Source organism: Streptomyces sp. NPDC057543 (genome assembly GCF_042801895.1).
In the GTDB taxonomy this organism is placed as follows: domain Bacteria; phylum Actinomycetota; class Actinomycetes; order Streptomycetales; family Streptomycetaceae; genus Streptomyces.
Window position 1 is genome coordinate 1 of record NZ_JBHVFF010000485.1, and the last position, 3,654, is coordinate 3,654.

At 74.4% G+C, this 3,654-nt stretch carries 4 protein-coding genes; 2 read left to right on the plus strand and 2 right to left on the minus strand.

All coding sequences use genetic code 11. From position 1 onward, the window contains the following. Positions 1–41: 41 nt before the first annotated feature. The gene (locus ACFU8Q_RS40185; protein ID WP_384464778.1) at positions 42–251 is read right to left on the minus strand and encodes a DUF1918 domain-containing protein; all 210 of its coding nucleotides are present in this window, start codon (positions 249–251) and stop codon (positions 42–44) included. An 86-nt stretch (positions 252–337) separates the two neighbouring features. Beyond that, entirely contained in the window at positions 338–1,336 is a 999-nt protein-coding gene (locus ACFU8Q_RS40190) for a DMT family transporter (RefSeq protein ID WP_384464781.1), read from the minus strand. Between ACFU8Q_RS40190 and ACFU8Q_RS40195 the strand changes: the two genes are divergently transcribed. Both ACFU8Q_RS40195 and ACFU8Q_RS40200 read left to right on the plus strand, forming a co-directional pair. Then, positions 1,335–2,783, plus strand: a complete 1,449-nt coding sequence (locus ACFU8Q_RS40195) for a PLP-dependent aminotransferase family protein (RefSeq protein ID WP_384464784.1) — start codon at positions 1,335–1,337, stop codon at positions 2,781–2,783. The two genes, ACFU8Q_RS40190 and ACFU8Q_RS40195, sit on opposite strands and share 2 nt — an antisense overlap. Positions 2,784–2,934: 151 nt before the next feature. After that, positions 2,935–3,510 (plus strand): histidine phosphatase family protein, encoded by a 576-nt coding sequence (locus ACFU8Q_RS40200; protein WP_384464787.1) that lies wholly within the window; start codon positions 2,935–2,937, stop codon positions 3,508–3,510. The last annotated feature ends 144 nt before the right edge of the window (positions 3,511–3,654 follow it).

Here is a 3,654-nt window from a genome sequence, read left to right on the forward strand (position 1 = left end):
GGGCCCGGGGGGGGAAGAGCAGTGCCGTCCGCCGGAGGCCGCTACCGGGTCTCCGGTGCCTGCTTACGGGCTTTGTGCTGTACGACGCTGTCGGGACCGGGCGAAATGAGGTGTTCGTGTCCGTCCTCGAAGCGGACGCGGTACGGGGGAGTGCCCCCGGCCCCGAGCACTTCGACGATCTCTGCGACCCGGTCGTGCTGTCCCACGGTCCTGCCGTGTGTCAGCAGACGGTCGCCCGCGTGTGCCTCCATCGGGTGTGACCTCCTCACGGGTGGCGGTCCATGTCGACAAGTCTATGACCGAAACGCGACTTCGCCCGGCGGAGGGTGCGCGGTTCTCACCCCGCGTGCCGGGCGCGCCCCGCCCGCTGAGTGACCGCGATGCAGACCAGCACCGCGATCGCCGCCACCGGCGCCGCCGCCGAAACCTTCTCGCCGAGCACGAGCAACGACCACACCAGGGTCAGCATCGGCTGCGCGAGCTGGAGCTGGCTGGCCCGCGGCACCCCGATCTCCGCCATCCCGCGGTACCAGACGTACAGGCCGAGGAAGGTGGAGCCGGCCGCCACCCAGACCAGGCCGATCACTCCGTGCGCGGTCGGCCGCACCGGCTCCAGGGGCAGCGCGATCGCCGCCCCCGCCACCGCGAGCGGCAGGGAGACGATGAGTGCCCAGCCGACCACCTGCCAGCCCGGCATGACCCCGGCGAGCCTGCCGCCCTCGGTGTACCCCGCCGCGCACACCAGCAGCGCACCGAACAGATACAGGTCGCCCCCGGACAGCGCACCACCGCTCTGCTGCACGGTGAACGCGATCACCACCGCCGCCCCGGCGAGCGCCGCGACCCAGAAGGCACGGGGCGGCCGCGCCCCGGTCCGCAGCGAGGAGAACACCGCGGTGGTCAGCGGAAGCAGCCCCACCACGACGGCCGCGTGCGAGGTCGTCGAGGTCTGCAGGGCCAGCGTGGTCAGCAGCGGGAAGCCCACCACCACGCCTCCGGCGACGACGAGGAGACCCGGCCGGTGCCGCCGGTCCGGCACCGGTACGCGCCCCGCCATCAGCACAGCGCCCGCGATCGCCGCGGCGAGCAGGGTGCGCAGCGCCACCAGCGACCAGGGGCCGAAGCTCTCCAGGCCCCAGGCCGTGGACGGGAAGGTCAGCGAGAACGCGACGACACCGAGCCCGGCGAGAACCACGCCACCGCGGTTCGCCGAACCGGCCGCCGAACCGGCCGTAGTACCCGCCGTCGATCCGGCGGACGGTTCAGTCGCCGGTCCGGCCGTCGGTGCATCAACCGCTATCACGCCGTTGGGAGTAGCGCTATCGTCAGCTTTCATGCAAGAGCGTAGCAGTGTCGCTGAACTCGTAGCTTCCCTCCGCAGTGAACTGAACCGCTACTCGCCGGGTGGAAAGCTGCCGTCGAGCCGGGCCCTCGTGGAGCGCTTCCGGGTCAGCCCCGTCACCGTCTCCCGGGCCATCGCCCAGCTCGCCGCCGAGGGCCTCGTCGTCACCCGGCCGGGCTCCGGAGCCTTCCGGGCGCGGCCCCGTACCGATACGCCCCCGCCGGGCGACACCTCCTGGCAGGAGGTCTCCCTCAGCGGCGACCGCGGCCCCGAAGCGGTACCGCGCACGGTCGACGCCTCCGGTGTCCTGGTCACGCTCGCCGCACCGCCGCCCGGTGTCATCGAGCTCAACGGCGGCTACCTCCACCCCTCGCTCCAGCCGGAGCGGGCACTCGCCGCCGCCCTCGCCCGGGCCGGGCGCCGCCCCGGTGCCTGGGGGCGCCCGCCCACCGACGGGCTGACCGAACTGCGGGCCTGGTTCGCCCGCGAGATCGGGCCCGCGCTCACCGCCGCCGACATCCTGATCACCGCGGGCGGCCAGAGCGCGCTGGCCACCGCGCTGCGCGCCCTCGCCCCGCCCGGCGCCCCGGTCCTGGTCGAGTCGCCCACCTACCCCGGCATGCTGGCGGCCGCCCGCGCCACCGGGCTGCGCCCCGTGCCGGTGCCCGTCGACGCCGACGGCGTGCGGCCGGAACTGCTCGCTGCCGCGTTCCGGGCCACCGGCGCCCGCGTCTTCGTCTGCCAGCCGCTGTTCCAGAACCCGACGGGCGCGGTCCTCGCCCCCGAACGGCGCGGCGAGGTCGTCCGGATCGCCCGTGCGGCGGGGGCCTTCGTCATCGAGGACGACTTCGCCCGCCGTCTGGCCCACGACGACGCCGGGCCACTGCCCGCACCCCTGGCCGCCGACGACCCGGACGGTGTGGTCGTCCACGTCTGCTCCCTCACCAAGGTCACCTCGCCGAGTCTGCGGGTGGGCGCGCTCGCCGCCCGCGGTCCGGTGCTCGGCCGGCTGCGGGCCATCCAGGTCGTCGACAGCTTCTTCGTCCCCCGACCGCTCCAGGAGGCCGCGCTCGAACTGGTCGGCTCCCCGGCGTGGGGTCACCATCTGCGTGCCGTATCGACCGAGCTGAGGAACCGGCGCACCACCATGACGACGGCCGTGCGGCAGGAACTCCCCGCCCTCGTGCTCCCGCACATCCCCGCGGGCGGCGGCAGCCTGTGGCTGCGCCTGCCCGAGGCGGAAGCCGGTACGGACGAGTCCGCGGTGGTCTCGGCGGCCCTGCGCGCGGGCGTGGCCATCGCGCCCGGACGGCCGTACTTCTGCGCCGAACCCCCGTCCCCGCAGGTCCGATTGAGCTATGCCGCGGTGGCCGGTGCGGCCGAGATCGCCGAGGGGGTCCGCCGTCTGCGCACCGCCTGCGAGGAGGTCCTGGGCAGGTGAGGACACCAACGGGGCTACGAGAGGTACGCGAGGGCCGGCTTCGAGTCATCGGGAGGCGCGCATCCGCGGAGGCACCCCCGGTCGTGCCCGGCCGGAAGCACCGGTGGAGGCCCTCTTGACCCGCGGTTCGTTCGGCTCCACGATCACGGCCATGACTGTTCGAGTCTCGCTCGTCGCCGCGGCACGCAGCTCCGCCCTGCTCGCCGAGCGCTTCGACGACGACCGGCCGCTCGACCACGCAGGCTGGCACGAGGTGCAGCTCGCCGCGCACACCCTGATGCCCCTCGGCGCCGCAGAACTGCGCTACTGCTCACCCACCCCGCGCAGCCGCGCCACCGGCGACGCGCTCGGCTTCGCCCCGCTCGTCCAGCCCGCACTGCGCGACTGCGACATGGGCCGCTGGCGGGGCTGTACCCTCGCCGATGTCACGGCCTGCGAACCCGCGGCCGTCGACGCCTGGCTCGCGGACCCGCGCTCCGCCCCGCACGGCGGTGAACCGCTGCTCGCCTTCATCTCGCGGATAGGCGGCTGGCTGGACACGCGACCGGCCTGCGACGGTTCGATCGTCGCCGTCGCCGAACCGGCGGTCGTCCGGGCCGCCCTCGTCTACGCGCTCAAGGCCCCGCCGTCGACGTACTGGAACGTCGACGTCCGGCCGCTGTCCACGGTCACGCTCACCGGCATGCCGGGCCGCTGGAGCCTCAGGCTCGAAGCCGGGGTGCGCTGATCGGTCTTTGTCCTGCACCCGATGGCGGCCGTGTCCCGGAGGGATCGCACGACCCCCGTCCAAGGCCCCTCGGCCACGATGGCGCGGGCGGCTCCCGCGGTCCGGGTTGTGACGCCGTGCGGGAGGTGGGGCCCGGCCCCACCT

Coding starts and splice junctions, on each gene's coding strand:
- ACFU8Q_RS40195 (WP_384464784.1), top strand. CDS start 1,335: ATGCAAGAGCGTAGCAGTGTCGCTGAACTCGTAGCTTCCCTCCGCAGT.
- ACFU8Q_RS40200 (WP_384464787.1), top strand. CDS start 2,935: ATGACTGTTCGAGTCTCGCTCGTCGCCGCGGCACGCAGCTCCGCCCTG.
- ACFU8Q_RS40190 (WP_384464781.1), bottom strand. CDS start 1,336: ATGAAAGCTGACGATAGCGCTACTCCCAACGGCGTGATAGCGGTTGAT.
- ACFU8Q_RS40185 (WP_384464778.1), bottom strand. CDS start 251: ATGGAGGCACACGCGGGCGACCGTCTGCTGACACACGGCAGGACCGTG.